Below are 25322 nucleotides of genomic sequence, written 5' to 3' on the forward strand. Positions count from 1 at the left end.
CGCCTCGTTCTTTTTATGGTTACTTTATTTATTTTGTTGTCTAATGTCAAGCAAAGATGGTATCAGTGTATAGGGACCTTTCTACAGGCAGATAGTCGCATCAGGGGTCGCTTGAAGCTGACCCCAAACTAGGCCTTCAAGAAGCCGAGGCCTCTTTGACCATACCCCCCTGAAGGAGAATTTAAAATTACCGTCATTGGGAACCAAGGTCCATAATAAATCACCTTGCAGATTGCGGCAAATGGTTGCGCATAGGTTGCGGATGGCGTCATATAAACCGCAATTTTCCAAAAAATGATATTAGTATTTTCAATAAGTTATCCAAAAACATGCGTGTCCCGGCTTCGGCACCAGTTAGATAGAAAAAGGCGTAATCCACGGGGGTTACGCCTTTACTTTTGTGGCCGGTGGCGGTTGGTGGCGTCCTCAGCCGGTTCGCCAGCTCCCGGTTACTTGCTGGAATCAGGTATTCAAAAATGTCCACGGTGATTTTAATGTTGGGTTTTACCGTATTTAAAAGGTTGATTTGAGGAGCGGGGCCGGGGAATCCTGGCCCCCCTCTCCTCAGAGCCCTTTTTAGCCCCAATAAAGCTCAATATTCACCAAGGACAAATCTACATTTTCATCTATTGAAGCTACCCACTCCACTCCACTACGTTGCCGGCCCAGGTAACCCCGGCTCCGAAGCTGATCATCACTACTTTGTGGCCGGCTTTTATTTTCCCCTCCTGTAAGGCCTCGTGCAAGGCAATCGGCACCGAGGCCGCCGAGGTGTTGCCATAACGGTCGATGTTGACATAGACCTTATCCATCGGCACCCGAGCAAATCTGGCTCCGGTTTCCAGGATGCGATAGTTCCCCTGGTGGATAATGAGAAAATCAATCTCCTCCCGCTTCATGTTGGCTGCTTCCAGGAGGCGGCGGAGGCTCTCCCGCACCGCGTTGATGGCGAATTTATAGATTTCCGGGCCATCCATATACATATAGTTTTTGGGGGCGGGGGTAGGAGGCAGAAAGGGGCTATTCAGATGATTGAATTCGGTGGATAAATATAATTTGTCATTGAAACGCGAGGCAATAAAGGAAGCAACCAGGCGGCTGCGGGCAGTTGGACCGACTACCGCCGCTCCGGCGCCATCCCCGAAAAGAACACAAGTGGATCGATCCTGCCAATTGATCATCCGGGAGTTGGCATCGCTACCGATTACCAAGGCATAACCGCCATTGGGTTTCACCAGCCGTTCGGCAATATAGAGCGCATAGTTAAAGCCGGAGCACCCCGCCAGAACATCAAAGGCCCCCAGCCGACCATCCAAGCCCAGATCGCGTTGCACCCGGATAGCAATAGAAGGGAACACATAATCCGGCGAGTTGGTCCCCACAATAATATAGCTCAGGTCTGCGGCAGCAATCCCGGCTGCTTCCAGGGCATGCCGTGACGCCTGAGTGGCCAAAGAGGCAACGCTTTCCTCGGGGGCAGCTATGCGACGTTCAATAATACCTGAGCGTTCCCTAATCCATTGATCAGAAGTGTCGACCATCTTTTCCAGGTCAAAATTGGTCAACACCCGTTCAGGGACATAGATCCCGGTTCCCAGGATGCCGATCGATCGATCAGGCATTTGACTCCCCTCTTCTATGAGTCTTCAGTAGGCTGTGGATGGGGTTAATGTACTTAGAGATTCTACAAACTGCAAGCGAATTGTAGATTTGGCTAGGATTGTCGGAAGCTGCCCATACGCCTTGGACGGTTTAAAAAGGACAACTTCTTGGTCCCTGAAGAAGCTGCCTTTCGGTTGCAGAAGGAGGTCTGTCTCGAAGGATAGCCCTTTACTTCCTCTCCTTCTCACAGTAGCAGGGCCTGCTTGTTGCTTCCCAACTCCTGCACCTGACCAACGGCGGGGTCTGAGAAATTTTTGGTTAGACAGTTACTTACATGCTACCAGTATAATCCCCAGGTCTTTCTCCAGTTTTTGGAGCTGGTCTAATTCGTTGGATGGAAGTTCCGCTGCCTCCCCAGGGAAAGAGCTGAAAGCCAAAAGAGGTTTACCCAACTTCTGTTCAAGGTCCTGGATAGATTTGAGCTTTTGCTCGCTTAAGGAAGATAGACTATATATCATCAGCGACCTCCTTTCTATTTATCCCCTTGCTCCTGCCGTGGTCAACACTAGTTTAACAAAAGTATTAACCCTGTCAATAATTATTGATCGGGAGGGCGAGGAGCCTCAGCAGTTCTCTCGGTAAACCGCTGCGGCAGGTTGATCGAAACTGTGGTCCCTTGGCCAGGCTGACTGGTAATATTGATGTCGCCGCGATGCTCTTCAATGATCTGGCGCACGAAGACCAGACCCAAGCCAGTACCGCCGATTTTAGTGGTATAAAAGGGGACAAAGACCTTTTCGACCACCTCCGCCGGCATGCCTTTACCGGTGTCTCTGATCTCCAGATGGGCCTGATCGTCTGTTAAACTGGTGACCACCTCAATCTGGCCGCCGGGGGGGGTGGCTTCGATGGCGTTGCGGAGCAGATGCGACAGCGCTACCCGCAAAAGATGCTTGCTCAGCTTGCCGATCAGCGGTTGCGGCCAGAGCTTTGCTTTCAGGCTTAAATTTTTCGCTTCGGCCTCCGGTGCCAGTATGGTCAGGACATCCTGGACAATCAGATTGAGATCTTCCTGGCTGAAAAAATATTCCCGCTCCTTGGCCAAGGCCTCAAATTTCTCTACCATCTGCTCCATTCTTTTAGTCTCTTCAGCAATGGCCCGGAGCCATTCCCGGGATGGATCTTCCGGGGTCAGACGCCGCAAGAGTAAGTTACTAAAACCGCCGATCACGCAGATCGGGTTGCGGATGCCATCTGCTACCCCTAAAGCCATCTCGGCCATGGTGCGTTCCATCACCAGGGTTTCGAGATCACGGTTCAGGTTGAGAATTTCGCGGCTGACCGACTCCAGTTCGGCATGATTGGCCTCCATTCTCCGGTAGATGCCTTGGATATGGTGAAAAAACATGGTTACCGACGCCACCGTCATAAACGCCAGGGTATTGATGCCGCCGCTGACGGGCCGAATAATTTCCCAAAGTTCGGCGGCTCCAGAAAAGATTAAGATATATTTGAAGAGATGACCCAATGAGCGGGACAGAGCTAAGGCCAGGAAAGTCACCGTCAGCCAGAAAAAAAAGGCCCACAGTGGATTGTCCCGTTCGGCCTGCATTAGCTTGCGGGCCTCTCCCAAGCATAGGTAGGCCAATATAATGGCCGCGGCGGCCCCGAAAAAATCAATGATCCACACCGGTAACATGGGTAGTGTGAGCATCACTGGCTTCGCCCCTGGCTTTTACGAACTTTTTTTAACCCCAGGTAGAAAAAGAATAAGGCCGGTAATAACCAAAAATTATCTAATCTGACCAGATAATAGATTAAGGCCGTCAGATCACTCACCACCAACCTTTGAGAGAAATCCTGGGGCTGGCCGATGAACGCTTGTGGATTGAGCCGCAGTTCTAACAGATGACCGATGAAGGCATCGAGATTCCACAGTGCAAAAAATAGCCCGGCCCAAGCCATGTAACGAAACCCCCTGCTATAGAGCAGGGGACTACGCGTGAGCTTGTAAGTAAGATAAAGCATGGCCAGGAAAAAACAGACATGGGCCGCTTGATGGACATAAAGTCCCTCGGGCGGCCCATGCAATTGAAAAGCCAGGGCCGGCTTGGCCCCCAGGACCAACAGTACTGCCAGCCACACGACTTTTTTCCTCTCAAATCGGCCCATTTAATTATTCCAAAGGCTTAGAGTGACTTGACATTTACAATGATTCGCTTTACCTCGCTGAAAATATTGTTGATCTTATTTATTGGGGGTAGAACCGCCAGTCCCCGACATACATTCTGCGACTTACATTTTTATTGGAGATTGATTAAACTTAATAAAATCATTTTACTCTAAATACCCCAACTCCCGCAAGGCCCGCGGGTCTTTCCGCCAATTTTTCCAAACCTTCACCCATAGCTCCAGGAATACCCGGCATAACAGCAGAGTCTCGATAGCGGCCCGGGCCTCCTGGCCGATGATTTTCAGCAGACGGCCATGCTTGCCGATGACAATGCCCTTCTGGGACTGCCGCTCCACGTAGATTATGGCCCGGATGCGGACCAACTGCGGACGTTGACGCTCATCGAATTCTTCGATCTGAACCGCCACCGCATAGGGAATCTCCTGGACCGTGTGGTGAAAAACCCGTTCCCGGATGAGTTCGGCGACCAGAAAGCGCTCGCTGCGATCGGTCAGTTGGTCCGGCGGAAAAAGTGGCGGTGCGCTAGGTAGCCAGGCTATAATTTCCTCAAGCAAGGCAGGCAGGCCATCTCCATATAAAGCCGCAATGGGCACCACCACGGCGGCAGGGAATAGCTGGTGATAGGCCGCGATCAACGGCAGGATATCGCGTTTGGAAATAGTATCGATTTTGTTGATGGCGATTACTAAGGGCTTGGCGAACCTGGCCAGATGGGAGGAGATTAGATGGGTTTCGGCTTCTGAATCCTGCGGCGTGACCAGCCACACCACCACGTCGGCTTCGGCCAAGGCATTCAACGCGGCCCGGACCAAACTCTCGTTTAAGGCCCCGCGGGCATCGATGATCCCGGGGGTGTCTAGAAATAACAACTGGGCCGCGGGGCGATGCACTACGGCTCCCAGCCGGTGGCGGGTGGTTTGGGGCCGGGGCGAGGTGATCGCCACTTTTTCGGCCACCAAGCGGTTCAACAGCGTTGATTTGCCCACATTGGGAGCCCCGATCAGGGCCACATAACCGCATTTAAAATCATCCCCGGACATTTTTGCCTTGACAATGAAAATCCTGATAATTCCGCCGCCAGCCTCCGGCTAGCAGGCCCAACCCCACCAGCCCCAGGCACAGGTAAGCAAAGATGTTGCCGAAGCGACTGTAAAAACTGTTGCCCGGCCCCAAGGGTAAGGTGGCGGATTCTGCGGTCGCAACAAAGAGTTCAGACCGCCAGATGATCCGCCCATCGGGATGAATAAAGGCGCTGAACCCGGTATTGGCGGCTCGGGCCAGACTGAGCCGGTTTTCCACGGCCCGCAGCACGGCCATGGAAAGATGTTGATAAGGGGCGCTGGTGGTGCCAAACCAGGCGTCATTGGTAATATTGACCAGCAAATTAGCGCCATTTTGGGCCATGGCCCGGCTCAACTCCGGGAAAATGGACTCAAAACAGATCAGCGTGCCTACGTCCACCTTTGGGGTGGATAAGACCACCCCTGGAGGACCAGAGGCAAAATCTCCCACCATGGGCACCATTTTGCCGACAAAAAAGAAATACCGCCGTAAAGGCACATATTCGCCGTAGGGCACCAGGTGGGCTTTATCATAGCTGCCCGTCACCTTACCCTGGGGAGAAAGCAGATAAGCCCGATTGTAAAATTTTTGCTCCCCCGATTCCTGGAACTCAAAGGCCGGGCTGCCAAACAGCAAATAGCTCTGGGCCTGTTGGGCAATGTTCTCTACCTGCCGGGACATCTGCGGCTCCCGCAAGAAGAAAAAAGGTGCGGCGGTTTCCGGCCAGATCACCAGATGCGGCTGGGCGCGGCTGATCTGCCGGGTCAGCTCGGCATAAATATCGATCGTGGCCTGCTGAAACTCGGGGTTCCACTTCTGGCCCTGTTCAATATTGCCTTGCACCACCGCTACCGGTAATTGTGGACTTTGGGCAGCCCGGCGCTGGATATTCTGCACCCGGAAGTGGCCATAGGCAATGGTGCCGCCGGTGATGATCAGGGTCAGAATCAGGGCCTGGAGACGTTGCCGTCTTTCGGCTTCCCCAAAGGTCAGTAGCAGACAGAAAATCGCCTGATTAACCAAGACGATCACAAAGGACAGGCCATAGACCCCGGTAAGATCAGCAAGTTGGACCAGGAGCCGACAATCATAAAGGGCATACCCCAGTAATTCCCAGGGAAAGCCGGTGAAGAGACAGGCCTGTACAAACTCCAGGGCGACCCATAGGGCCGGCGCCCACCAGAGCAGATTCAGACCCCGCCGCTGCCCCCAACTGACCCCCCAGGCCCAGAAGCCGCGGTATAAACTTAAATAGGCGGCCAGTAGCAGCAGAATGGCAAAGCCCAGTATCAAAGGGAGATGGCCATACACATGAGTGACATAAACGATCCAATAAAACAGAGTCAAGTTATTAGTCAACCCATTAATAAAGCCTAACAGGAAGGCATTCCGACCGCTCAAACCCCTAAGAGCCCAGAAAAGCGGCACCAGCGCGATCAGCAACAGGTAAGTCTGGCTGAATTTGGGGAAAGCCGCGGTTAATAATAATCCCGACAGCAGCACCGCCAGCACCTGGCTAAGGGTCAGACCACCAGGAAGACGAGAGATCATAGCAGAGCCTCAGGAATATTTTTATATCGGGTTACCGTCATAGGCCGGCACCAGAATCTATCTAACCAGGAGATGGATACATCTTTTATGCCATGAAGCAGTTTGAATATTGACTTTCTAATATAACCGATCTTAATGGGGAAAAGCTATGCAGATTTTTGGAGAAGAGGAGATTTTAGCAAAGATTTTAAATGGATAAAAGCCAAAGGAACTGAGCTAGCTTTGTATTGATAGATTTTCTGAGACGGCAGGAGTTAAGGGTTGGACACGAATTTTTTTGACCCGGCGGTCATCTGCTGCGACCACCTGAAATTCCAGGTTATTGACCTTAACCTGGTCATTAACTTTGGGGACCCGGCCTAAATGGTGAATCAGAAGCCCACCCACTGACTCAAATTCCCCTTCCGGACAGGGAATATCAAAATAAGCGGCCAACTCTTCGATATCCAGCCGGGCATCGACGATCACGGATTGATCTTCTTGGGCTACCAACCGGGGTTCTTCGAAGTCATATTCATCGTAGATTTCGCCGACGATCTCTTCCAGGATATCTTCAATAGTGATCAGCCCCGAGGTGCCGCCATATTCATCAATGACAATGGCGATCTGGGCCTTTTTCTCCACAAAGTCCCGCAGCAGATCGCTGATCTTTTTACTTTCCGGGATAAAAAAAGGCGCTCGCAGCACCCTGGAAAGATCCAGCTCAGCATCAGTGACATCCCAGAAAACCAACAAGTCTTTGGCCAACAAGATGCCGACGATATGGTCGATATCACCCTGATATACCGGCAGACGGGAGTGACCCCGCGCTAATATTATGCCGATGATCTCCTTTATGGGAGCATCGTGCGCCACGCAGGTCATATCTACCCGGGGCACCATGATCTCTTTGACCAAGGTATCTTTAAATTTAAAGATACTCTCGATCATCTGCCCTTCCTGGCGACTGATGAAGCCCCGTTCCTCGCCTTCGCCAATAATGGTTTGAATTTCTTTTTCTATATCTTCGGGTTGGTCAATACTCCTCCTCTGGGTCCAGTATTGCCATAAACGCTTGAGTAATCCCGGCCTGGGACTGTCCGCGTCGTCCATATTAAACCCTCATCTGTTTGCGTTCATCCCTTAAATAATGAGTCACTGCCTGGATTTCCCGCGGAAATTCTAAGCCTCGATCCAGGAACTTGATCTCATAACTGGCAATCTGAAAATGTTCGGTAGCATATTCCAGGGCTAACCGATAATCAAAGTTTTTACAAGAAAAAACATCCAGACTCAAGTAAGCCTTTTCAGGGAAGGTATGGACGCTAATGTGGCTTTCGGCAATTAGCACAAACCCCGAGAGGCCCCAGTCCTGGGCATACTTGCCTGAATATTTGAACACATAGGGCGGCATGATCTTGGTCATCTTGATCAAATCCGGGCATTTATTCAAGAATTCATAAATCCCGTCCAGATCGACCAGCCGCTCCTGGCTGCATCCATAGCCATCTACCATCAGGTGCTGCCCAAAGCCAAGTACCGGTTTTTTCAATGTTCTTTTCCTCCCTCATCCTGCCTTTTTTTGCTTTGCGGTCACCACCCGGAGGGGTAACCCTACTGCTTTACGTCGCGGAGTAGCATAAACCTCCTTATTCAAAAATCGGGGGGGTTACGATCCATAAAATCTGGGCCTCTCGTTTGCCCAGATTAGCCACGGAGTGCTCCCGATCGGAGCGAAAATAAAAACACTCGTGAGCCCTGATCTTGTATGCCAAATTATCCAACCTGAGGCTGATCGTCCCTTTCAGGACCAGCCCGAATTCCTCCCCCTCATGGGGACCTTGCGGTTCGATCTGACCGCCGACGCCCATAGTGACCAGCACCGGATCCATCATGCGCTTCTGGGCGTCCGGAACTAGGACCTCGATCTTGCAAGCCGACGTCGATTTTGAGGTGATAATCCGGGCACTCTGGGAATAAACCACCCGTTCTTCGACCAGATCCCGGAAAAAATCCGCTAACGACACTCCCAGGACATCCAGGATATCCTTGAGAGTGGCAATCGAGGGCGAGGTCAGATCGCGCTCCAATTGCGAGATAAAACCCTTGGTCAGATAGGCCCGATTAGCCAACTCTTCCTGGGTCAAGGAATTGGCCTGGCGCAACCGCTTAAGTTTTTCGCCGATCTTCACAGATCATTCCAGGTTTACTATTAATAAACATTTTGTTTAGTATAAAAATTTATCATATAATCTTTTCAGAAGCTGAAGTCAAGGGTTTTTATATTAGGGTAGATAAATTTATAAACTTCCCTGCCCCGGACCTGGTTTCGATCACGCCCATGCGCTGGTAATTACTATGCTTTATGCTAGACTTCAGCCTCGCCAGTCGGGGGTTTGCTCAGGGCCGTTCTGACTGCTGGTGCCAGGCCTCCACCAGGGTCCGGAACTCTATCGGCAAAGCCACTGGTTTACCGTCAGAATTAATACACACCATGGTCAGGTCAAGGTCGGTAGCCAGTTGGCCGGTAGCAGATTTAAGCAGTTGTTGGTGGAACTTGAGGCTACGGCTTTTTATCTGGGGAATGGTGGTGATGATCTCAATTTCTTCATTATAAGACAATGACTGTCGATACCGGCAATGGGCCTCGACGATGGCCAGATGTAGCTTGGCGGCCACCAGCCGGGGGTAGGGAAATCCTAAATCCCGCAGACAGGCTTCCCGCCCCAGCTCAAAAAAATGGTAATAATTGCCATGGTATACTGCCTGCCCCATGTCAGTCTCATACAGGGGCACTCGATAGACAAACCGGTGACTGCGCAGGGACATCAGAATTTCCACTCAGACCTTAGGGAAAAAACCAAAAAAAAGAGGAGTGCTTTGGCACTCCTCGCCCAGTCTCAAAGCTTGATCTTTATTCGCCAGCGGCCTGTTTGGACTTTTTAGATTTAGTCAAGGCCTCCGGACGCCCGACCAATTCGACGATGGCGATCGGCGCCGCATCCCCCAACCGGATTCCCTTGGGTATGATCCTGGTGTAGCCCCCAGGACGGTCCAGGTAACGGTCCCGTAACTCTCCAAACAACTTGGCCACCACCTTTTTAGAACGTATCACCGCCAGGGTTTGCCTCCGGGCATGAAGATCACCCCTTTTGGCCAGGGTAATCATCTTATCCGACAATTGGCGCAATAACTTGGCCTTGGTCCGGGTAGTTTCCAGACGTTCGTGTTCCAGCAGAGAAGTGACCAGATTACGCATCATGGCCTGACGGTGTTCCATGGTTCGAGATAAGCGGCACCCGGCTTTATTATGCCTCATGACAATCCTTCCTTTCCTACGGACAGGGATTCCTGAGGAGGAAAGTTATCCAGCTTCATACCTAGACTTAAACCCATATCCGCCAGAATTTCTTTGATTTCATTGAGAGATTTGCGGCCAAAATTCTTGGTTTTGAGCATCTCGGCTTCGGATTTCTGGACCAGTTCCCCGATCAGACGAATATTGGCATTCTTCAGACAGTTGGCCGAACGCACCGATAATTCCAATTCATTAACGCTGCGGAATAGATTTTCATTGAGGCTGTCGCTCTCTTCAGTGGGTCGCTCTTCAAACTGTTCCTGGGTCTCTTCAAAATTAATAAAAATGGTCAGCTGGTCTTTTAGAATCTTGGCGGCATAGGCTACCGCATCCTCAGGCGAGACACTGCCATCCGTCCAGACCTCGAGAGTCAATTTATCGTAATCGGTCTGTTGTCCGACCCGGGCCTGGGTGACCACGTGATTTACTTTGCGGATCGGGGAGAAGATGGCATCAATGGGGATGTTCCCTATCGCCTGCCCCTCCTCCTTATTGCCTTCGGCCGGGACATAGCCTTTGCCAGTTTTGACATTCACTTCCATGATCAGCTCACCATCCCGGGAAAGGGTGGCAATATGTAGGTTAGGATTGAGAATTTCAACGGTCCCATCGGTCTGGAAGTCTCCGGCTGTGACTTCTTTTTCACCCCGGGCCTCCAGCCTGAGAGTTTTGACGCTATCGGCGTGCATCTTGAGGCGGACATTCTTGAGGTTGAGAATAATTTCCGAGATATCCTCGAGCACCCCGGGAAGTGTAGAAAATTCATGGTAAACATCTTTGATCTTCACCGAAGTGATGGCAGCACCCCGGAGGGAAGAAAGGAGAATTCGGCGCAATGAATTTCCCAGGGTGGTCCCAAATCCCCGTTCCAAAGGTTCACAACTAAATTTCCCATAAAACCGGGTATGGGTCTCGGGATCGATCTCCAATTTCTTGGGCCTGATCAACTCACTCCAGTTCTTGTGCATTACCTCTCCTCGGCACAAAAACCCAGTTATTATTTAGAATACAATTCAACGATCAGTTGCTCCTGAATAGGCATGGTTAGATCTTCTCGGGTGGGCAGCATCCGCATGGAGCCTTGGAATTTTTCCTGGTCGACTTCCAGCCATTCCGGGATGCCACGTCGGGCGACCGCCTCCATGGCCTCCTGGATGTGTCGGATCTGACGGCTTTTTTCCTTCAACTGCACCGTATCACCGACTTTGACCAGATAAGATGGGATGTTTACCTTTTTCCCGTTAACCAGGAAATGGTTGTGCCGCACCAATTGACGGGCCTGGGTCCGGGAGTTGGCAAATCCCATCCGATAAACAATATTATCCAAGCGACTCTCTAACAGCATCAAGAGGTTGGTGCCAGTAATGCCTCTTTGCCGTTCGGCTTTTTCAAAGTAATTACGGAACTGCTTTTCCATCAGTCCATACATGCGCTTAACTTTCTGTTTTTCCCGCAACTGGATGCCATAATCCGAGAATTTGGCCCGCGCTCGGCCATGTTGTCCGGGTGGGTACCCACGCCGCTCAAAGGCGCATTTATCCGTATAACAGCGATCACCCTTGAGAAATAATTTCGTTCTCTCCCGCCGGCAGATGCGGCAGCTGGGATCAAGGTTCCTGGCCAAAATCACCTCCTCGACAATCTCAGACCCGGCGGCGCTTGGGCGGCCGACAGCCATTATGGGGGATGGGTGTGACATCCCGGATCAGGTTGATATTAAACCCTGCCACCTGCAAGGCTCGCAGGGCCGCCTCCCGGCCCGACCCCGGGCCTTTGACATAGACGTCAATATTACGCATCCCGTGTTCCATGGCCTTCTTGGCGGCATCGGCCGCGGCTAACTGGGCTGCAAAGGGAGTGCCCTTGCGGGAACCTTTAAAGCCTTGCACCCCTGAGGAAGACCAGGAGACCACGTTACCGGCTGGGTCGGTTATGGTAACGATGGTATTATTGAAGGTAGACTGGATATGGGCAATACCCACCGGAATATTCTTCTTTTCCTTCTTCTTTTTTACGCCCCCGCGTCCTGCTTTGGCCATCCTGCCTCCTTACGATTTCTTCCGTTTACCCACAACCGAACGTCGGGGGCCTTTACGGGTGCGTGCATTGGTATGGCTCCGCTGGCCGCGCACCGGCAAGGACTTGCGATGGCGCAAACCGCGGTAGCACCCGATATCCATTAACCGTTTGATGTTGGTCGAGATCTCTCGCCGCAGATCCCCTTCTACTTTACAGGTATTATCAATGACCGCCCGGATACGGGTGAGGTCAGCATCACTTAAATCATCGGATTTGATGCTGCCATCTACTCCCGATTCCTGCAAAATCCGCTGGGCCGTGGTACGACCGATACCGTAAATACTGGTCAGCGCAATTTCCAGGCGCTTGTTCCGGGGCAAATCGACTCCTGCTATTCTGGCCAAACTGTTGTCCCCTCCCTATCCCTGGCGCTGTTTATGTTTGGGGTTGGTACATATTACCCGCACCACGCCGTTACGTTTGATAATTTTACATTTTTTGCAGATCCGCTTTACCGATGCCCTGACTTTCATTGTCTATTCCCATCAGATTCGAAGTGGTTAACATTAGCGTTTATTTGGCCCGGTAGGTAATGCGGCCCCGGGTTAAATCATAAGGGGAAAGTTGCACGGTTACTTTATCCCCGGGCAGAATTTTAATGTAATGCATGCGCATCTTGCCTGAAATATGGGCCAAGACGCGATGACCATTACTAAGTTCTACCCGAAACATGGCGTTGGGTAAGGGTTCGATAACGGTGCCTTCCACCTCAATGGCTTCTTCTTTGGCCATGTAAATTTACTCTCCATTTTACTTTGGGCCTGCCAGGGAAAAGTTCAATCAGTGCAAGTCATCTGCCCCCTTCAGGAATTTGCCCATGTTGCTTATTCTTACGTATATTTAATATCTCTTAAATCCGACTTAAAATCAAGGCACCATCCTCGGTCACGGCGATGGTGTGTTCAAAGTGGGCGGATAGGCTGCCATCTCTAGTCACTGCGGTCCAGCCGTCCTCCAGGAGTCTTATTCCCCAGCCGCCGGCGCTGACCATCGGCTCAATAGCCATGGTCATTCCGGCCTGCAGCTTGGGCCCTTGTCCCGGAGGACCATAGTTGGGAATTTGCGGGTCTTCATGGAGATTGCGTCCGATGCCATGACCGACAAAATCGCGGATCACCGAAAAGCCGTTGCTTTCGACCACGGTCTGCACGGCATGGGAAATGTCGGTCAGGCGATTACCCACTTTGGCCTGAGCGATCCCGGCATACAAAGCTTCTTCGGTAACTTTAAGCAGCTTTTCGGCCTCGGGACTGATTTTTCCCACTGGCACGGTGATCGCCGAATCCCCATAATAGCCTTCATAGCAGACGCCAAAATCCATGCTAACCAGATCCCCCACCTGCAGACATCGATGAGAAGGGATGCCATGGACTATTTCATCATTGATCGACACACACAGAGACTTGGGGTAGCCGCGATACCCCTTGAAGGCTGGCTTTACCTTCCGCCGGCGGCAGATCTCCTCAGCCCGGGCATTCAGTTCTAAGGTCTCCACTCCTGGCCGGATAAGCTCTTTAACCTCCTGCAAGACTTCGGCGACAATGCGATTAGCCACCTCCATTTTGGAGATTTCCTGCTTGGACTTTAAATTGATCATAATTCTTTACCCCGGCGAGGAGGCCGCAGCGTTCCCCGCCGGTAATTTCCCATCATTATTTCAAGGTGTCGACAATCTTTTGGAAGATATCGGAAATGCTGCCTTCACCTTTAATCTGCCGGACTAGTCCCAGCTTTTGATAATAGTCAATCAAGGGTTTGGTTTGCTGGTTATAAGTGGCCAAGCGGGAACGGACGGTGGCCTCGTTGTCATCATCCCGCTGGTAAAGTTCGCCCCCGCATTTATCGCAAACGCCCTCTTTTTGGGGGGGGTTGAACAGGACATGATACATCTGGCCACACTTCTTACAAGTGCGTCGGCCAGTGAGACGCTTCACCAGTTCTTCTTCATCTACCTCAATGCTCAGAACATGATCGATTTTAGACCCCATCTTTTTAAGGGTTTGGTCAAGGGCCTCGGCCTGAGTCACGGTGCGGGGGAAACCGTCCAGAATAAACCCCTTCTGGCAGTCCGGCTGTTTTAGGCGATCCTCGATAATGCCGATCACCACTTCGTCGGGTACCAACTTACCGGCATCCATACAGGCTTTGGCCTGTTTGCCCAATTCCGTCCCTTCCTTGACCGCCGCCCGCAGAATATCTCCGGTGGAAATCTGGGGAATCTGGTATTTTTCAATCATCATTTTGGCTTGGGTCCCCTTGCCTGCTCCTGGACCTCCCAACAAGATCAAGTTCATAACCGCCTCCTTTTGCACGCTATCAGCTCTGATTTAACAACGTGATGTTATCGCCGTATCCGGCCCATCCGTTTCCTCCCGATGATGCCTTCAAAACCCTCATAATGACGCATAACTATATGAGACTCGATCTGGGCTACCGTGTCCATGGCAACCCCGACCACGATCAGCAGCGCGGTCCCGCCAAAGTAGAAGGGGACGTTGAATTTTTGCACCAAGATGGTCGGCAACACACAGACCGCCGCCACATACAGCGCCCCCCACAGAGTTATCCGGGTTAACACCCGGTCGATAAATTCGGCGGTACGCTTGCCGGGCCGCAAACCCGGGATATAGCCTCCGTACTTCTTCATATTGTCAGCCACATCCACCGGATTATAGGTCACCGCAGTATAAAAATAACAGAAAAAGATGATTAATGCTACATAGACCAACTCGTGGGCCAGATGGCCAGGAGACATTGAGGCGGTCACCCAGGTCACCCAAGACCACAGCCAACCTGACCAACCAGACCCCGACTGGCTATCGGTGCCGATAAAACTGGTAATGGTGGCGGGAAACATCAAAATAGAAGAAGCAAAAATGGGTGGGATGACTCCCGCGGTGTTCACCTTCAAGGGCAGGTGAGTGCTTTGGCCGCCATAGACCCGGCGCCCCACCACCCGCCGGGCATATTGTACCTGAATTCGTCGTTGCCCCCGTTCCATGAAGACGATGACCCCGACCACGGTAATCATCACCGCTAATAATAACACCATGATCATCGGGGCAATTTCGCCGGTCTTCATCAGAGTGAAGGTCCCCAGGATCGCCGAGGGCATGCGGGCCACAATGCCGGCAAAAATAATTAAGGAGATGCCATTGCCGATGCCCCGTTCAGTAATCTGCTCGCCCAGCCACATGATAAAGGTGGTACCCGCGGTCAGGGTCAACACGGTCATCAGCCGGAAGCTCCAGCCGGGGTTGAGGACCACTGGGCGGCCGCCGCTCTCCATGCCCATGCCTTCCAGGCCGATACTGATGCCTAGACCCTGGATGATACACAAAAGCACCGTGCCGTAACGGGTATACTGCTTGATCTTTTTGTGCCCCTCCTCACCCTCTTTATATAATTTCTCGATGGCCGGAAAGACCACTTTAAGCAATTCAATGATGATGGCGGCACTGATGTAAGGCATGATCCCCAGGGCAAAGACGCTCAGCCGTTCCAGCGCCCCGCCGGAGAACATGTCAAAGAGGCCAAAGATAGTGCCCCGATGGCGGGCAAAAAAGGCCATCAAGGCGTCGGCATCGATCCCCGGCGTAGGAATATGACAGCCTACCCGGTAAACCGCCAGCATCAGCAGCGTAAATATAATGCGCCGTTTGAGCTCGGGAATTTTGGCAATATTTTGAAATCCCGCCAGCACTTAGATTACCTCAACCCGACCACCCTGAGCCTCGATCTGGGTCCGGGCCTGGGCACTGACGGCATTGACCCGGATGGTTAAGGGTACCGTCACTTCGCCTTGTCCCAGCAGTTTGATCTCTTGACGACGTTTTTTAATCAGGCCGGCAGCGCTGAGGCTTTTGGCATCAACCACCGAGTTGGCTGGAAAGCGACCCAAATCCCGCAAGTTGATGATCGCCCAGGATTTTTTGAAGATATTGGTAAACCCCCGTTTGGGAAGCCGCCGGGTCAGTGGCATCTGCCCTCCCTCGAATCCGGGTTTGGGTTTCTGACCGGAGCGGGATCTTTGCCCCTTGGAGCCCCGGCCGGCGGTCTTGCCAGTTCCAGAACCTGGTCCCCGCCCTACCCGCTTGGGCTTCTTTCTGGCTCCGGGACAGGGTTTTAGTTCATCCAACCGCATACTTGCTTACCCTTCCTCCACTGACTTTAAACGACAGCCGTTATGGTTTTAGTTCTTGAACATCGACCAGGTGGCAGACCTGACGTACCATTCCCCGTATGGCGGGATGGTCATTATGGTGCACCGTCTGGTGTAATCGGGTCAACCCCAGGGTTTTCAGAGTCTGCCGATGCCGCTTGGGTCTGCCGATCGGGCTCCGTTTCAGAGTGATTGTTAAGATTGGTTCCATCACTTGCTTCTCTTTCTAAACTCGTCAGGCCCGGATTTCGCCTAGGGAGCGATTCCTCCGGGCCGCGATTTCTTCGGGGCTGGCTAACTGCTTCAAGGCGTCCATGGTTGCCTTGACAGCATTATGGGGGTTGTGGGAGCCCAGGCACTTGGTCAAGACGTTATGGATGCCGGCCACCTCCACCACGGCGCGGACCGCGCCACCGGCAATTACCCCAGTTCCCTGGGACGCAGGTTTGAGCAACACCTTACCGGAACCAAATTGTCCCACCACTGTATAGGGGATGGTGTTGTTTAGAATGGGTATTTTGATCAGGCTCTTTTTAGCCCGTTCCAAGGCTTTGCGAATCGCCTCAGGGACCTCGTTAGCCTTGCCTAATCCGGCCCCCACCTGGCCCTGGCCATCACCCACCACTACCAGGGCGTTAAAGCTAAATCGCCGACCACCCTTCACCACCTTGGCCACCCTACTGATATGAACTACCTTATCAGTAAATTGTGGTTCCGTTGCTTCGCTCTCAAACAATCCTACCTCCGCACTGGTTCGCATCCCAGGTTAATCCCCATTTGATAATCCTCCGTTAAAATTCCAGACCTTGTTCCCGACAGCTATCCGCCAGGCCTTTGATCCGGCCATGGTAAAGAAATCCGTTGCGATCAAAGGCAACTTTGTGGATTCCGACCTGTTTGGCTTTTAGGGCCAGCCGCACCCCTACCTCTCGGGCCTTTTCGATCCCTTTCAGACCGCCTGCTTTATCCCGCAGCTCCTTATCCAGGGTCGAAGCCGCAACCAGAGTATGGCCGCGCAAATCATCAATGATCTGGGCATATATATGTCGTGCGGTCTTAAAGACCGTCAGGCGGGGGCGACTCTCCACCCCGAAGATCTTTTTGCGGACCCGTTTTTTACGTTTCCGACGCGCTTCTTGTTTTTGATTTCTCTGTGCCATGCTCTTAACCTAAATCAGTTTAACGGCCAGCCTTACCCACTTTGCGGTGCAAGATTTCTCCAGCATATTTAATGCCTTTACCTTTATAAGGCTCAACAGGCCGCAACCTACGAATATTAGCCGCTACCTGGCCTACGGTCTCTTTATCAGCTCCATGCAGGGTTATTCGATTGCCTTTTTCCACCTCAGCCTTAATCCCCGCCACCAACGGAAATTCCACCGGCTGGGAATAGCCCAGACTGAACACCAATCGATTATCCTTGACCTCGACTTTATAACCTTTGCCCTCAATCTCCAACTTCCGGGTAAACCCTTGACTGACCCCGGTTACCATATTGGCGACCAAGGAACCGGTCAATCCCCAAAAGGGTCGACTAACCCTGCTATTATCACAGGGAAAAATTCGAATCTCTTGGGGGCTCAGTTGCAACCGGACGCGCGGATGAATGGACCGCTGTAAAGTCCCGCCTGGGCCGGTAACCGTTAGAACACCATCCTCGAAAGTCGCCTTAACCCCCTTGGGCAAGGGAATCGGCTGCTTTCCTATGCGTGACATTGTTTGCCTCTCTTATTTTGCAACCTGACTCACCACACCGAGCACAGGACTTCGCCGCCGACGCCTTGCTGACGCGCCTGGCGATCGGTCATAATCCCTTGGGAAGTAGAAACGATCGCTACTCCCAGCCCCCCGAGCACTAAAGGAATGTCGTCTTTGGAGGCATAAACCCGGCGACTGAGTTTGCTGACCCGTTTCAGACCCTGGATCAGGGGCTTCCCCTGCTCATCATACCGTAGATAAATCCGCAGGATACCCTGCCGTCTGTCTTTGATCACCTTGTATTTTCTAATATAACCTTCTTCTTCCAGAATCCGGGCCACACTGATCTTCATCTGCGAAGCAGGGATATCCACTTTATCAAATCTGGCCGCCCCCGCATTCCGGATGCGAGTTAGCATATCCGCCAGGGGATCGGTAAGGCTCATCTATTGTTACTCCTGTTTACTGGCTGCTGGCTTCGGCTCGAACCGTGGTTGTTTGCTACCAAATTATGCCGCTGGACCGGGTTTACCAACTCGATTTAATCACTCCGGGAATCTCCCCCTGGAGGGCCATCTTTCGGAAACAGAGCCGACAAATACCAAACCGTCGGATAAAAGCCCGGGGACGTCCACAGATGGGGCAACGATTATATCTTCGGGTGCTAAACTTCGGTTCCCGTTTAGCCTTAGCAATCAGCGATTTCTTGGCCACCAAGATCTCCTTTTCAACTCCTGAAAGGCATACCCAACAGCTTCAGAAGAACTCTGCCTTCTTCATCCGTCTGGGCCGTGGTTACGATGGTAATGTTCAGTCCCTTGATCTTGTCAATTTTATCGTAATTGATTTCCGGAAAAATGATCTGCTCCCGGATGCCCAGGGAATAATTCCCCCGGCCATCAAAGGCCTTCCCTGATACGCCTCGGAAGTCCCGCACCCGGGGCAAGGCCACGTTGACCAGTTTATCAAAGAAATCATACATCTTATCCCGGCGTAAAGTCACCATACAGCCGATCGGCATGCCCTCCCGGAGCTTAAAAGCCGCAATCGATTTCCGGGCCCGGGTGACTATGGGCTTCTGGCCGGTGATGACTGCCAGTTCCTGGCTGGCCGAGTCCAATACCTTGATATTTTGAATCGCTTCCCCCAGTCCCATATTGATGACGATCTTTTCCAGACGGGGAACCTGCATGGGACTTTTATAGTGAAATTCTTGCATGATCAGGGGAATGCATTCCTGCTTGTAATAGTCAAACAACCGCGACATGGAGATTTATCCTTCCAGCAATTCACCGCACTTTTTGCAGACCCGGACCTTTTCGCCCTGACTGGTCAGGGCATGTCCCAGCCTAGTCGGCTGTGAACATTTGGGACAGACCAATTGCACGTTGGAGATGTGGATCGGCCCTTCCTTTTCAATAATACCGCCCTGGCCGGTTGTAGGACTGGGGCGAGTATGGCGTTTGATCATGTTGACCTTTTCGACAATCAGCCTGTTCTTTTCCCCCATGATCCTCAAAACCTTGCCGGTCTTGCCGCGATCCCGCCCGGCCATCACCTCGACAATATCATTCTTTTTTAGGCGGATCTTGTTAGTGGTAGGCTTTTTCTGCTTCTTCATAATGGTTATCCTAAAGGACCTCGGGAGCCAGGGAGATAATTTTCATGAAGCGTTTGGCTCGGAGTTCACGGGCTACCGGCCCAAAGATACGGGTGCCGATGGGCTCTCCCTGGGGGTTGATCAACACCGCCGAGTTATCCGAAAATTTGATATAAGAGCCATCCGGGCGCCTTGTTTCTTTAATGGTCCTAACCACTACAGCCCGTTTAATATCGCCCTTGCGCACCTTGGAATTGGGGAGAGCTTCTTTAACCGATACTACAATGATATCCCCTACCCGGGCATAACGCCGGCCGGTCCCCCCCAACACCCGGATGCAAAACAACCTCTTGGCACCGGAGTTATCGGCTACGTCAAGTTGACTGTGTACCTGTATCATGGTTAACCTTTAACGGAACATTATTTACAGCTTATTGCTTGCGTATTAGCAAAAATTAGTAATCAGACTGCCTTTTCCAGAATTTCCTTAACCCGCCAGCGCTTATCCCGACTCAAAGGACGGGTCTCAACGATCACCACCTTATCCCCTACCCGACAGGCATTGTTCGCATCATGGGCTTTAAATTTATTCCATCGTCTGACGATCTTGCCATAAACCGGATGACGCACCAGGCGGGTCACCTGGACCACTACGGTTTTATCCATCTTATCACTGACCACTATTCCGGTTCGGCTCTTGCGAATTCCCCGCTCTTGAATCATGGTTTTTCTCGATTACCCTAAGTGTTATTGGTCATAAATAAATTGCCATGTTTTTTGTAGGGGCGGGATATTCCCCCCTTTGGGGCCGTTAAATCCAGCCCCGGCAGAACAGCATGCTTATGGGTGCTGGCCACAGATCCGGGCCCCAATCATGGCAATTATAAAAATGTTCATTGAGTTAATTTCATAATCTGGGCATATCCAAGAATATCTCGGGGACGGGGCAACCCGTTGCTTCGTCCCGTCCTTGCCTGACCCAGAATTAAGCCATTTTTTGACAATGCCTAGCAATTTAGACTGAATGCCCCAGTTTCTCGCGCAGAACCGTCTTGACCCGGGCCAGATCCTTCCGGGTAGCCCTGAGCCGCGCCGTATTTTCTAACTGTTGACTGCCCAGTTGAAACTTCAGATTGAACAGTTCTTCGCCGAGTTCCTTGAGTTTGATCTGGAGTTCGTCCTCGGTCAGTTCACGCAAGTCAGCCGCCCTCATGCTTCCTCCTGGGCAATAAATCTGGTCGGCACCGGCAATTTATAGCTGGCCAGATGCAGAGCCTCTCGGGCCACTTCCCGGGGTACCCCCCGCATTTCATAAAGCACCCGTCCCGGACGGATTACTGCTACCCAACCTTCCGGACTGCCTTTGCCTTTGCCCATCCGGGTTTCGGCCGGTTTTTTGGTTACCGGCTTATCTGGGAAGATGCGGATCCAGATCTTGCCACCCCGCTTGACGTGGCGGGTAATAGCAATTCGGGCCGCCTCGATCTGTTGCGCCGTCAATCGGCCACAACCCAGGGCCTGCAAGCCATAATCGCCGAAGGCCAAAGTGGCACCCCGGCTGGCCTTGCCTCTCATCCGCCCCTTTTGCTGCTTCCGATAACGTACTCGTCTTGGACTTAACATAATCTTATCCTGATCGTTCCGGTTAAGCCCACCTTAAACGATGAGCTGTTCCTCCGCTAATATTTCACCTTTGAAAATCCAGGTCTTAACCCCAATCACCCCGTAGGTGGTCTTGGCCTCGGCAAAGCCATAATCGATATCCGCCCGCAGGGTATGCAGCGGCACCCGCCCTAACCGATACCACTCTTTACGGGCCATTTCCGCGCCCCCCAGACGGCCGGCCACCCGGACCTTGATCCCCTGGACCCCGAATTTCATGGCCTGACCAACCGCCTTTTTCATGGCCCGGCGAAAAGCCACCCGCCGTTGCAATTGCAAGGCAATGTTCTCCGCCACTAGCTGGGCATTGGTTTCAGGCTTACGAACCTCCTGAATATCGATGATCAAGTCTCGACCAATGCGCTTTTCCAGTTTTCGCCGCAAGTCTTCGATTTTCCGGCCCTTTTGGCCGATTACGATCCCTGGCCGGGAGGTATAGATCTTGATTTTGACTTTATTGGCCGCCCGCTCAATATCTACCGCAGCAATCCCTGCTCCCTCCAGCTCCTTCTCCTGCTTGATGAAATCACGGATCTGTCGATCTTCCAACAATAAGTCAGGATACTCGTTTTTCGCGAACCACCGGGAGTTCCATTGCCGATAGTTACCCAGACGGAATCCTACCGGATGAACTTTCTGGCCCAAATCTGCCTCCTATAACCTGTTCGCCACAGATATTTAACTTCCCAGTCCTTATAATCTTTCGTCCAGCACTACGGTAATATGGCTGGATCTTTTCAAAATCCGCGTGGCTCGACCCATGGCCCGGGGCCGAAAGCGCCTCAGGGTGGGACCGCCATCTACCCAGATTTTTTTAATATACAGGGTATCAACATCAATCTGGCTATGTTGACCGGCATTGGCCACGGCCGATTCCACTACTTTGCGGACCAGCCGGGCGGCTTTTTGGGGAGTAAATTGCAAGACGGCCAGGGCTTCCTCGACTCCCTTGCCCTTGACGGCGCGGGTCACCAACCGGGCCTTCTGAGGAGAGATCCGAACAAATCGCGATTGTGCACGTACTTCCATGACTGGCTTTTAACCTTTGCCTTTGATCCTGGTCTTCTTGCTCCCGGCGTGGCCATAAAAAGTACGGGTGGGAGCAAATTCTCCCAGTTTATGACCTACCATATTTTCGGTAACAAAGACCGGAATAAATTTTTTGCCGTTATGCACTGCCAGGGTTAAGCCTACAAAATCCGGAGTAATGGTCGACCGTCGGGACCAGGTCTTTATAGGCCTCCGGTCCTTGGTTTCATTGGCTTTCATTACCTTTTCCAGCAGACAGGGCTGGATATAAGGGCCTTTCTTAAGTGACCGCGGCACGTTCCCTCCGTAATTGCCTATCCTTATCCAATTCCATCGTATCTGGTCGGGCAGGGCGCCCTGATTTTCCTCTAAACCTTAACTCCGCCGTTTAATAATGTAACGATCACTATCCTTTGCCTTGCGGGTTTTATAGCCTTTGGTAGGTTTGCCCCAGGGGGTACAGGGATGTCGACCGCCGGAGGATTTTCCTTCTCCGCCGCCCAAGGGATGATCTACCGGATTCATGGCCACCCCCCGGACCCGAGGCCGGCGTCCCAACCAGCGCTTCCGGCCGGCTTTGCCGATCGAGACATTTTCAGATTCGACATTGCCCAGTTGCCCCACCGTGGCCCGGCAGCCTAACAATACCAGCCGCACTTCCCCAGAGGGCAGCTTCAAATGGGCGTACTTGCCTTCTTTGGCCATCAGTTGGGCATAGACCCCAGCGGCTCGGGCCATCTGTCCGCCTTTGCCGATCTTTAACTCGATGTTATGGATCAGGGTGCCCAGCGGCATCCTCTCCAGCGGCAAGGAGTTGCCCGGCTTGATATCGGCCTCCGAACTAGATACCACAGTATCACCCACCTTTAGATCAACCGGCGCCAAAATGTAGCGTTTCTCGCCGTCCACATAGTGCAACAAGGCAATGTGGGCGGAGCGGTTGGGGTCATATTCAATGCTGGCCACCTTGGCCGGGACCTCAAGCTTATCCCTCTTGAAGTCTATCACCCGGTATTGCCGCTTGTGCCCCCCGCCCCGGTGGCGCACGGTAATCCGACCCAGATTATTACGTCCGCCGGTCTTCTTAAGCGGCTTCAACAGACTCTTTTCCGGGCGGGAGGCGGTAAGCTCCTTAAAATCAGCACAGGTCTGAAAACGCCGCCCCGGCGAGGTTGGTTTTCTTTGAATCAATGCCATAATCTTAAACCCTTGCCGCCGCCTACCATCCGACGGCCTGATGATTGCGATAAACGTTCAGTAATAATTAGAACCAAAACCAAAAACTGGTTATTATCTTATAATCCCTCAAAAAATTGGATCTTTTCGCCTTCGGCCAGGGTCACCACCGCCTTTTTCCAGTCCGGCCGTTTACCGACATTACGGCCCAACCTTTTGGGCTTGCCTTTGACTTGCATAGTATTAACCGATAATACCCGAACCTTGAAGATCTCCTCGATGGCTTTGCGGATCTCGACCTTGTTGGCCTTGGGATCCACTCTGAAGGTAACCTTATTGTCAGCTTCTTTCTGGAGATGCGTCTTCTCGCTGATCACTGGCCCTTTGATGAGATGATGATAAGCCTTCACGTTGTCAAACTCTTTTCTATCCTGGTTATAGCCGGTTTCAATAAAACTAGATAATCATGACACAAAATATCATATACATTCAACCCTTCGCTCCGCATCACCTGTACGTAAGGCACATTGCGGGCCGACAGGGCAAGGGCTGGATGATCGTCCGAGGTAACAAACAAGGCCTTGTTAATCTGCAAATTTTGCATGACCTTGACAAAGTCTCTGGTCTTGGGGGTGTCGTAAGGATAATCCTCCAGCACCAGCAGTTGACCCTCCTTAAGTTTACTGGAAAGGGCCATCTTCAACGCGGCCCGGCGTACCTTTTTGGAGACTTTAAAGGCATAGCTGCGCGGTTGGGGTCCGAAAACCACTCCCCCCCCACGCCAGAGGGGCGACCGAATGGTCCCCGCTCGGGCTCTACCCGTGCCTTTTTGCCGCCAAGGTTTGCGCCCGCCGCCCCGAACATCGGAGCGTCCTTTTGTAGAGGCCGTCCCGGCCCGGCGGCAAGCCCGTTGCATGGTGACCACCTCGTGGAGGAGATGACTCTTTATGGGCACCTCAAAGATGGTCTCCGCCAGGCTGACTTCGCCCACCTTGCTGCGATTTATATCATAGACATCGACAACCGCCATGTTTATTTACTCCAGCTTCCGGCTAAACTTTTTTGATCACCAACAGGCCATTACGGGCTCCCGGCACCGCTCCTCTGACAATCAACAGATTACTTTCCGGACGGACATCGACCACTTCCAGGTTTTTGACCGTTACCCGGGCATTGCCCAGGTGGCCGGGCAATTTTTTGCCCTTGATGACCCGGGAGGGGTAGGCACTGGCGCCGATTGAGCCTGGGGCCCGGTGCGACATGGAGCCATGGGTCTCAGGTCCCCGCTTGAATCCCCAGCGCTTGATGACCCCGGCGAAGCCCTTGCCTTTACTGATGCCGGTGATGGTTACCTTGTCACCAATGGCAAACTGGCTGACGTCCAGTTCCTGACCGACTTCGATGTCTTCGGTGGAGTCCAGGCGAAATTCCCGCAAGAATCGGAAAGCGCTTTTAATACCGTGTTTTGCAAAGTGCCCCTGTAAAGGTTTGGTCTGTTTTTCCAGGCGACGCCGTTCAAACCCCAATTGCAGCGCCTCATAGCCCTCCCGCTTGGAGGTCTTTTTCTGAACCACAAAACAGGGTCCGGCCTCAATAACAGTTACCGGCAAGGCTGTTCCCGCCGCATTAAACAGCTGGGTCATGCCCAGTTTTTTCCCCAATATACCGCCTAAAATACTCATTCTCGATCCTCGGACGCCAAGGTTTGAAATACCCCAGGTCTTTTCTGAAGTCGCCTCATAACCTGATCTCCACATCCACCCCAGCGGCCAGATCCAGTTTCATCAAGGCATCCACGGTCTGCTGCGTCGGCTCCAGGATATCCAACATCCGCTTATGGGTCCGGATCTCGAATTGTTCCCGCGATTTCTTATCAACATGGGGCGAGCGCAAAACGCAGAATTTGTTGATCTCCGTGGGCAACGGGATCGGTCCGGCCACCTGCGCCCCGGTCCGGCGGGCCGCATCAACAATCTCTCCGACTGATTGATCAAGTAATTTATGATCGTAAGATTTCAGGCGAATGCGAATCTTATGAGTTATCATGGGGTTACCTGTTATTCAATAATCTGGCTGACCACGCCGGCGCCCACGGTGCGGCCCCCTTCCCGGATGGCAAAGCGCAGCTCCTTCTCCAGGGCAATGGGGGTGATCAGGCTGACCTCCAGGG

Annotated in this window: 42 protein-coding genes; all 42 read right to left on the bottom strand. The window is 52.3% G+C overall.

Annotated elements, in window-relative coordinates:
* Window positions 1-635 precede the first annotated feature (635 nt).
* Complete coding sequence (locus tag JRG72_09110) at window positions 636-1622, bottom strand: ketoacyl-ACP synthase III (GenBank protein MBW2135366.1); 987 nt, start codon at window positions 1620-1622, stop codon at window positions 636-638.
* A 306-nt stretch (window positions 1623-1928) separates the two neighbouring features.
* Window positions 1929-2120, bottom strand: coding sequence for a hypothetical protein (locus JRG72_09115; GenBank protein MBW2135367.1), 192 nt, complete (start codon window positions 2118-2120; stop codon window positions 1929-1931).
* 80 nt (window positions 2121-2200) lie between these two features.
* Window positions 2201-3301 carry a HAMP domain-containing histidine kinase gene (locus tag JRG72_09120; GenBank protein MBW2135368.1) on the bottom strand — a complete coding sequence of 367 codons (1101 nt, stop codon included), beginning with the start codon at window positions 3299-3301 and terminating at the stop codon, window positions 2201-2203.
* Window positions 3302-3315: 14 nt separating this feature from the next.
* Entirely contained in the window at window positions 3316-3747 is a 432-nt protein-coding gene (locus JRG72_09125; GenBank protein ID MBW2135369.1) for a hypothetical protein, read from the bottom strand.
* Between the two features lie 192 nt (window positions 3748-3939).
* Window positions 3940-4836: a GTPase Era gene (gene era, locus JRG72_09130; GenBank protein ID MBW2135370.1), complete on the bottom strand. Its 897-nt coding sequence runs from the start codon at window positions 4834-4836 to the stop codon at window positions 3940-3942.
* Window positions 4823-6409, bottom strand: a complete 1587-nt coding sequence (gene lnt, locus JRG72_09135; GenBank protein ID MBW2135371.1) for an apolipoprotein N-acyltransferase — start codon at window positions 6407-6409, stop codon at window positions 4823-4825. Before lnt ends, era begins: the two co-directional genes overlap by 14 nt.
* 216 nt (window positions 6410-6625) lie before the next feature.
* Window positions 6626-7501 carry an HlyC/CorC family transporter gene (locus tag JRG72_09140; protein ID MBW2135372.1) on the bottom strand — a complete coding sequence of 292 codons (876 nt, stop codon included), beginning with the start codon at window positions 7499-7501 and terminating at the stop codon, window positions 6626-6628.
* A gap of 1 nt (window position 7502) precedes the next feature.
* Window positions 7503-7904, bottom strand: a complete 402-nt coding sequence (locus JRG72_09145) for an S-adenosylmethionine decarboxylase (protein ID MBW2135373.1) — start codon at window positions 7902-7904, stop codon at window positions 7503-7505.
* 133 nt (window positions 7905-8037) lie between these two features.
* The gene (locus JRG72_09150; GenBank protein ID MBW2135374.1) at window positions 8038-8580 is read right to left on the bottom strand and encodes a helix-turn-helix transcriptional regulator; all 543 of its coding nucleotides are present in this window, start codon (window positions 8578-8580) and stop codon (window positions 8038-8040) included.
* A gap of 208 nt (window positions 8581-8788) precedes the next feature.
* On the bottom strand, window positions 8789-9217 hold the full coding sequence (locus JRG72_09155; protein ID MBW2135375.1) for an acyl-CoA thioesterase: 429 nt from the start codon (window positions 9215-9217) through the stop codon (window positions 8789-8791).
* An 85-nt stretch (window positions 9218-9302) separates the two neighbouring features.
* Window positions 9303-9707 carry a 50S ribosomal protein L17 gene (gene rplQ, locus JRG72_09160; protein MBW2135376.1) on the bottom strand — a complete coding sequence of 135 codons (405 nt, stop codon included), beginning with the start codon at window positions 9705-9707 and terminating at the stop codon, window positions 9303-9305.
* Window positions 9704-10714, bottom strand: coding sequence for a DNA-directed RNA polymerase subunit alpha (locus JRG72_09165; protein ID MBW2135377.1), 1011 nt, complete (start codon window positions 10712-10714; stop codon window positions 9704-9706). Before JRG72_09165 ends, rplQ begins: the two co-directional genes overlap by 4 nt.
* Before the next feature lie 29 nt (window positions 10715-10743).
* Entirely contained in the window at window positions 10744-11370 is a 627-nt protein-coding gene (rpsD, locus tag JRG72_09170) for a 30S ribosomal protein S4 (GenBank protein ID MBW2135378.1), read from the bottom strand.
* Window positions 11371-11389: 19 nt separating this feature from the next.
* Window positions 11390-11785, bottom strand: coding sequence for a 30S ribosomal protein S11 (gene rpsK, locus JRG72_09175; GenBank protein ID MBW2135379.1), 396 nt, complete (start codon window positions 11783-11785; stop codon window positions 11390-11392).
* Window positions 11786-11794: 9 nt separating this feature from the next.
* Window positions 11795-12169: a 30S ribosomal protein S13 gene (gene rpsM / locus JRG72_09180; GenBank protein ID MBW2135380.1), complete on the bottom strand. Its 375-nt coding sequence runs from the start codon at window positions 12167-12169 to the stop codon at window positions 11795-11797.
* Between the two features lie 15 nt (window positions 12170-12184).
* Window positions 12185-12298: a 50S ribosomal protein L36 gene (gene rpmJ / locus JRG72_09185; protein MBW2135381.1), complete on the bottom strand. Its 114-nt coding sequence runs from the start codon at window positions 12296-12298 to the stop codon at window positions 12185-12187.
* A 40-nt stretch (window positions 12299-12338) separates the two neighbouring features.
* On the bottom strand, window positions 12339-12557 hold the full coding sequence (gene infA, locus JRG72_09190; protein ID MBW2135382.1) for a translation initiation factor IF-1: 219 nt from the start codon (window positions 12555-12557) through the stop codon (window positions 12339-12341).
* Window positions 12558-12675: 118 nt separating this feature from the next.
* Complete coding sequence (gene map / locus JRG72_09195) at window positions 12676-13422, bottom strand: type I methionyl aminopeptidase (protein MBW2135383.1); 747 nt, start codon at window positions 13420-13422, stop codon at window positions 12676-12678.
* A gap of 55 nt (window positions 13423-13477) precedes the next feature.
* Window positions 13478-14119, bottom strand: coding sequence for an adenylate kinase (locus JRG72_09200; GenBank protein MBW2135384.1), 642 nt, complete (start codon window positions 14117-14119; stop codon window positions 13478-13480).
* Between the two features lie 47 nt (window positions 14120-14166).
* Complete coding sequence (gene secY, locus JRG72_09205) at window positions 14167-15528, bottom strand: preprotein translocase subunit SecY (protein ID MBW2135385.1); 1362 nt, start codon at window positions 15526-15528, stop codon at window positions 14167-14169.
* Window positions 15529-15969, bottom strand: coding sequence for a 50S ribosomal protein L15 (gene rplO / locus JRG72_09210; protein ID MBW2135386.1), 441 nt, complete (start codon window positions 15967-15969; stop codon window positions 15529-15531).
* 40 nt (window positions 15970-16009) lie between these two features.
* Entirely contained in the window at window positions 16010-16198 is a 189-nt protein-coding gene (gene rpmD, locus JRG72_09215; GenBank protein MBW2135387.1) for a 50S ribosomal protein L30, read from the bottom strand.
* A 24-nt stretch (window positions 16199-16222) separates the two neighbouring features.
* Window positions 16223-16747, bottom strand: a complete 525-nt coding sequence (gene rpsE, locus JRG72_09220) for a 30S ribosomal protein S5 (protein ID MBW2135388.1) — start codon at window positions 16745-16747, stop codon at window positions 16223-16225.
* A 31-nt stretch (window positions 16748-16778) separates the two neighbouring features.
* Window positions 16779-17147 carry a 50S ribosomal protein L18 gene (locus tag JRG72_09225; GenBank protein MBW2135389.1) on the bottom strand — a complete coding sequence of 123 codons (369 nt, stop codon included), beginning with the start codon at window positions 17145-17147 and terminating at the stop codon, window positions 16779-16781.
* 19 nt (window positions 17148-17166) lie between these two features.
* On the bottom strand, window positions 17167-17703 hold the full coding sequence (gene rplF, locus JRG72_09230; protein ID MBW2135390.1) for a 50S ribosomal protein L6: 537 nt from the start codon (window positions 17701-17703) through the stop codon (window positions 17167-17169).
* 29 nt (window positions 17704-17732) lie between these two features.
* Entirely contained in the window at window positions 17733-18131 is a 399-nt protein-coding gene (gene rpsH, locus JRG72_09235) for a 30S ribosomal protein S8 (protein MBW2135391.1), read from the bottom strand.
* 82 nt (window positions 18132-18213) lie between these two features.
* Window positions 18214-18399 carry a type Z 30S ribosomal protein S14 gene (locus JRG72_09240; protein ID MBW2135392.1) on the bottom strand — a complete coding sequence of 62 codons (186 nt, stop codon included), beginning with the start codon at window positions 18397-18399 and terminating at the stop codon, window positions 18214-18216.
* Between the two features lie 13 nt (window positions 18400-18412).
* Window positions 18413-18952: a 50S ribosomal protein L5 gene (gene rplE, locus JRG72_09245; GenBank protein MBW2135393.1), complete on the bottom strand. Its 540-nt coding sequence runs from the start codon at window positions 18950-18952 to the stop codon at window positions 18413-18415.
* A gap of 6 nt (window positions 18953-18958) precedes the next feature.
* Window positions 18959-19273 (bottom strand): 50S ribosomal protein L24, encoded by a 315-nt coding sequence (locus tag JRG72_09250; protein MBW2135394.1) that lies wholly within the window; start codon window positions 19271-19273, stop codon window positions 18959-18961.
* Between the two features lie 43 nt (window positions 19274-19316).
* Entirely contained in the window at window positions 19317-19685 is a 369-nt protein-coding gene (rplN, locus tag JRG72_09255; protein MBW2135395.1) for a 50S ribosomal protein L14, read from the bottom strand.
* Window positions 19686-19747: 62 nt separating this feature from the next.
* Complete coding sequence (gene rpsQ / locus JRG72_09260) at window positions 19748-20008, bottom strand: 30S ribosomal protein S17 (GenBank protein MBW2135396.1); 261 nt, start codon at window positions 20006-20008, stop codon at window positions 19748-19750.
* A gap of 292 nt (window positions 20009-20300) precedes the next feature.
* Complete coding sequence (gene rpmC / locus JRG72_09265) at window positions 20301-20498, bottom strand: 50S ribosomal protein L29 (GenBank protein MBW2135397.1); 198 nt, start codon at window positions 20496-20498, stop codon at window positions 20301-20303.
* On the bottom strand, window positions 20495-20908 hold the full coding sequence (gene rplP, locus JRG72_09270; GenBank protein MBW2135398.1) for a 50S ribosomal protein L16: 414 nt from the start codon (window positions 20906-20908) through the stop codon (window positions 20495-20497). The genes rpmC and rplP overlap by 4 nt, the downstream gene beginning before the upstream one ends.
* 33 nt (window positions 20909-20941) lie before the next feature.
* A complete protein-coding gene (gene rpsC, locus JRG72_09275; protein MBW2135399.1) occupies window positions 20942-21592 on the bottom strand; it encodes a 30S ribosomal protein S3 in 651 nt (216 codons plus the stop codon).
* Window positions 21593-21640: 48 nt separating this feature from the next.
* Window positions 21641-21976, bottom strand: a complete 336-nt coding sequence (rplV, locus tag JRG72_09280; GenBank protein ID MBW2135400.1) for a 50S ribosomal protein L22 — start codon at window positions 21974-21976, stop codon at window positions 21641-21643.
* A 9-nt stretch (window positions 21977-21985) separates the two neighbouring features.
* The gene (gene rpsS / locus JRG72_09285; GenBank protein ID MBW2135401.1) at window positions 21986-22273 is read right to left on the bottom strand and encodes a 30S ribosomal protein S19; all 288 of its coding nucleotides are present in this window, start codon (window positions 22271-22273) and stop codon (window positions 21986-21988) included.
* Window positions 22274-22351: 78 nt separating this feature from the next.
* Window positions 22352-23173 (bottom strand): 50S ribosomal protein L2, encoded by an 822-nt coding sequence (gene rplB, locus JRG72_09290; protein MBW2135402.1) that lies wholly within the window; start codon window positions 23171-23173, stop codon window positions 22352-22354.
* A 98-nt stretch (window positions 23174-23271) separates the two neighbouring features.
* On the bottom strand, window positions 23272-23562 hold the full coding sequence (rplW, locus tag JRG72_09295) for a 50S ribosomal protein L23 (GenBank protein ID MBW2135403.1): 291 nt from the start codon (window positions 23560-23562) through the stop codon (window positions 23272-23274).
* Window positions 23559-24182: a 50S ribosomal protein L4 gene (gene rplD / locus JRG72_09300; protein MBW2135404.1), complete on the bottom strand. Its 624-nt coding sequence runs from the start codon at window positions 24180-24182 to the stop codon at window positions 23559-23561. Before rplD ends, rplW begins: the two co-directional genes overlap by 4 nt.
* 22 nt (window positions 24183-24204) lie before the next feature.
* A complete protein-coding gene (rplC, locus tag JRG72_09305) occupies window positions 24205-24828 on the bottom strand; it encodes a 50S ribosomal protein L3 (protein ID MBW2135405.1) in 624 nt (207 codons plus the stop codon).
* A 61-nt stretch (window positions 24829-24889) separates the two neighbouring features.
* Window positions 24890-25198, bottom strand: a complete 309-nt coding sequence (rpsJ, locus tag JRG72_09310) for a 30S ribosomal protein S10 (protein MBW2135406.1) — start codon at window positions 25196-25198, stop codon at window positions 24890-24892.
* Between the two features lie 11 nt (window positions 25199-25209).
* On the bottom strand, window positions 25210-25322 hold a 113-nt coding region (locus JRG72_09315), incomplete at its 5' end, for a hypothetical protein (GenBank protein MBW2135407.1).

Source organism: Deltaproteobacteria bacterium, assembly GCA_019309545.1.
Taxonomy (GTDB): Bacteria; Desulfobacterota; Desulfobaccia; order Desulfobaccales; family Desulfobaccaceae; genus Desulfobacca_B.

What these genes read in the sequence shown, in the direction of transcription:
- rpmD (MBW2135387.1), bottom strand. Translation starts at nt 16,198, where the DNA reads ATGGAACCAATCTTAACAATCACTCTGAAACGGAGCCCGATCGGCAGA.
- JRG72_09165 (MBW2135377.1), bottom strand. Translation starts at nt 10,714, where the DNA reads ATGCACAAGAACTGGAGTGAGTTGATCAGGCCCAAGAAATTGGAGATC.
- JRG72_09145 (MBW2135373.1), bottom strand. Translation starts at nt 7,904, where the DNA reads ATGGTAGATGGCTATGGATGCAGCCAGGAGCGGCTGGTCGATCTGGAC.
- rpsQ (MBW2135396.1), bottom strand. Translation starts at nt 20,008, where the DNA reads ATGATTCAAGAGCGGGGAATTCGCAAGAGCCGAACCGGAATAGTGGTC.
- rplO (MBW2135386.1), bottom strand. Translation starts at nt 15,969, where the DNA reads ATGCGGTTGGATGAACTAAAACCCTGTCCCGGAGCCAGAAAGAAGCCC.
- rplQ (MBW2135376.1), bottom strand. Translation starts at nt 9,707, where the DNA reads ATGAGGCATAATAAAGCCGGGTGCCGCTTATCTCGAACCATGGAACAC.
- rplN (MBW2135395.1), bottom strand. Translation starts at nt 19,685, where the DNA reads ATGATACAGGTACACAGTCAACTTGACGTAGCCGATAACTCCGGTGCC.
- infA (MBW2135382.1), bottom strand. Translation starts at nt 12,557, where the DNA reads ATGGCCAAAGAAGAAGCCATTGAGGTGGAAGGCACCGTTATCGAACCC.
- JRG72_09200 (MBW2135384.1), bottom strand. Translation starts at nt 14,119, where the DNA reads ATGAACTTGATCTTGTTGGGAGGTCCAGGAGCAGGCAAGGGGACCCAA.
- rpmC (MBW2135397.1), bottom strand. Translation starts at nt 20,498, where the DNA reads ATGAGGGCGGCTGACTTGCGTGAACTGACCGAGGACGAACTCCAGATC.
- JRG72_09225 (MBW2135389.1), bottom strand. Translation starts at nt 17,147, where the DNA reads ATGGCACAGAGAAATCAAAAACAAGAAGCGCGTCGGAAACGTAAAAAA.
- rplB (MBW2135402.1), bottom strand. Translation starts at nt 23,173, where the DNA reads ATGGCATTGATTCAAAGAAAACCAACCTCGCCGGGGCGGCGTTTTCAG.
- JRG72_09110 (MBW2135366.1), bottom strand. Translation starts at nt 1,622, where the DNA reads ATGCCTGATCGATCGATCGGCATCCTGGGAACCGGGATCTATGTCCCT.
- JRG72_09120 (MBW2135368.1), bottom strand. Translation starts at nt 3,301, where the DNA reads ATGTTACCGGTGTGGATCATTGATTTTTTCGGGGCCGCCGCGGCCATT.
- era (MBW2135370.1), bottom strand. Translation starts at nt 4,836, where the DNA reads ATGTCCGGGGATGATTTTAAATGCGGTTATGTGGCCCTGATCGGGGCT.
- JRG72_09115 (MBW2135367.1), bottom strand. Translation starts at nt 2,120, where the DNA reads ATGATATATAGTCTATCTTCCTTAAGCGAGCAAAAGCTCAAATCTATC.
- map (MBW2135383.1), bottom strand. Translation starts at nt 13,422, where the DNA reads ATGATCAATTTAAAGTCCAAGCAGGAAATCTCCAAAATGGAGGTGGCT.
- rplF (MBW2135390.1), bottom strand. Translation starts at nt 17,703, where the DNA reads ATGTCACGCATAGGAAAGCAGCCGATTCCCTTGCCCAAGGGGGTTAAG.
- rplE (MBW2135393.1), bottom strand. Translation starts at nt 18,952, where the DNA reads ATGTCGCGGTTGTTTGACTATTACAAGCAGGAATGCATTCCCCTGATC.
- rpsK (MBW2135379.1), bottom strand. Translation starts at nt 11,785, where the DNA reads ATGGCCAAAGCAGGACGCGGGGGCGTAAAAAAGAAGAAGGAAAAGAAG.
- JRG72_09155 (MBW2135375.1), bottom strand. Translation starts at nt 9,217, where the DNA reads ATGTCCCTGCGCAGTCACCGGTTTGTCTATCGAGTGCCCCTGTATGAG.
- rpsE (MBW2135388.1), bottom strand. Translation starts at nt 16,747, where the DNA reads ATGCGAACCAGTGCGGAGGTAGGATTGTTTGAGAGCGAAGCAACGGAA.
- lnt (MBW2135371.1), bottom strand. Translation starts at nt 6,409, where the DNA reads ATGATCTCTCGTCTTCCTGGTGGTCTGACCCTTAGCCAGGTGCTGGCG.
- rplV (MBW2135400.1), bottom strand. Translation starts at nt 21,976, where the DNA reads ATGGAAGTACGTGCACAATCGCGATTTGTTCGGATCTCTCCTCAGAAG.
- rpsH (MBW2135391.1), bottom strand. Translation starts at nt 18,131, where the DNA reads ATGAGCCTTACCGATCCCCTGGCGGATATGCTAACTCGCATCCGGAAT.
- rpsJ (MBW2135406.1), bottom strand. Translation starts at nt 25,198, where the DNA reads ATGATAACTCATAAGATTCGCATTCGCCTGAAATCTTACGATCATAAA.
- JRG72_09140 (MBW2135372.1), bottom strand. Translation starts at nt 7,501, where the DNA reads ATGGACGACGCGGACAGTCCCAGGCCGGGATTACTCAAGCGTTTATGG.
- rplP (MBW2135398.1), bottom strand. Translation starts at nt 20,908, where the DNA reads ATGTTAAGTCCAAGACGAGTACGTTATCGGAAGCAGCAAAAGGGGCGG.
- rplD (MBW2135404.1), bottom strand. Translation starts at nt 24,182, where the DNA reads ATGGCGGTTGTCGATGTCTATGATATAAATCGCAGCAAGGTGGGCGAA.
- rpmJ (MBW2135381.1), bottom strand. Translation starts at nt 12,298, where the DNA reads ATGAAAGTCAGGGCATCGGTAAAGCGGATCTGCAAAAAATGTAAAATT.